Below are 1,258 nucleotides of genomic sequence, written 5' to 3' on the forward strand. Positions count from 1 at the left end.
TGATCCTACCCACGTAATGTGGACACGGCCCTAAGCGAGATTCAGATTTTCAAATTGTTCCGGGCTGAGTCCCCCACAGGCACTGTGGCGGCGCCACCGATTGTAATCACACTCGATATAATTAAACACCGTCGTCCGCATCATTTCCCGGCTGATAAAGCGTTCACCGTGGATACATTCGACTTTCAGTGAGTGGAAGAAGCTTTCCGCACAGGCATTATCGTAACAACAGCCCTTTGCACTCATGCTACCGCGCAGGTTATGCCGCTTCAGCAGCGCCTGATAATCCGCTGAGCAGTACTGCCCGCCACGGTCGGTGTGAACGATGACATTTTCCGGGCGCTTACGTCGCCACAACGCCATCTGTAGCGCATCGCAGGCCAGCTGTGCCGTCATCCGCGATGACATTGACCAGCCGATAACAGCACGTGACCACAGATCGATGACGACAGCCAGATATAGCCAGCCTTCATCAGTACGTAAGTAGGTGATGTCACCCGACCATTTCTGGTTTGGACCGCTGGCGTAAAAATCCTGCTTCAGCAGGTTCTCCGACACCGGCAGGCCATGCTCGCGGTAACTGACCGGGCTGAACTTCCGTGAAGCTTTCGCCCGAAGCCCCTGACGACGCAGGCTGGCTGCCACGGTTTTCACGCTGAAGCGGTAACCCTGAGCATGCAGTTCATCGGTCAGGCGCGGTGCGCCGTAGCGCTGTTTTGCCCGGTGAAAAGCCTCGTGCACGGCGCTGTCACAACTCAGACGGAACTGCTGGCGTGAGTTTGGCCTCGCACGCCGCTGAGCCCACGCATACCAGCCGCTGCGGGCCACCCGGAGGACGCGACACATGGCTTTGATGCTGAACTCAGCCTGATGTTTTTCAATAAAGACATACTTCATTTCAGGCGCTTCGCGAAGTATGTCGCGGCCTTTTGGAGAATGGCCAGCTCCTCGTCCCGTTCCGCCAGCTGGCGTTTGAGACGGGCATTTTCAGCAGCGAGTTCATTTTCACGCTCAGAGGATGAGAGCTGTTGCTGCTGTTTACTGCGCCAGTTATAAAGTTGCGATTCATACAGGCTGAGTTCACGGGCTGCGGCAGCAACACCGATGCGTTCAGCGAGTTTCAGGGCTTCACTGCGAAATTCAGGGGAATGCTGTTTACGGGGCTTTTTGCTGGTTGATACTGTTTTTGTCATGTGAGTCACCTCTGGTTGAGAGTTTACTCACTTAGTCTCGTGTCCACTATTCGCGGGTAGGATCA

At 55.2% G+C, this 1,258-nt stretch carries 1 protein-coding gene; it reads right to left on the bottom strand.

Annotated features, from left to right (window positions below):
• Positions 1–30 precede the first annotated feature (30 nt).
• A protein-coding gene (locus LBW88_RS26445) for an IS3 family transposase (protein ID WP_224935657.1) occupies positions 31–1,193 on the bottom strand; the annotation gives its coding sequence in 2 pieces (ribosomal slippage) (positions 31–932 and positions 932–1,193; 1,164 coding nt in all).
• Positions 1,194–1,258: the final 65 nt, after the last annotated feature.

It is taken from the genome of Pantoea sp. alder81, from assembly GCF_020179835.1.
Classification (GTDB): Bacteria; Pseudomonadota; Gammaproteobacteria; order Enterobacterales; family Enterobacteriaceae; genus Pantoea.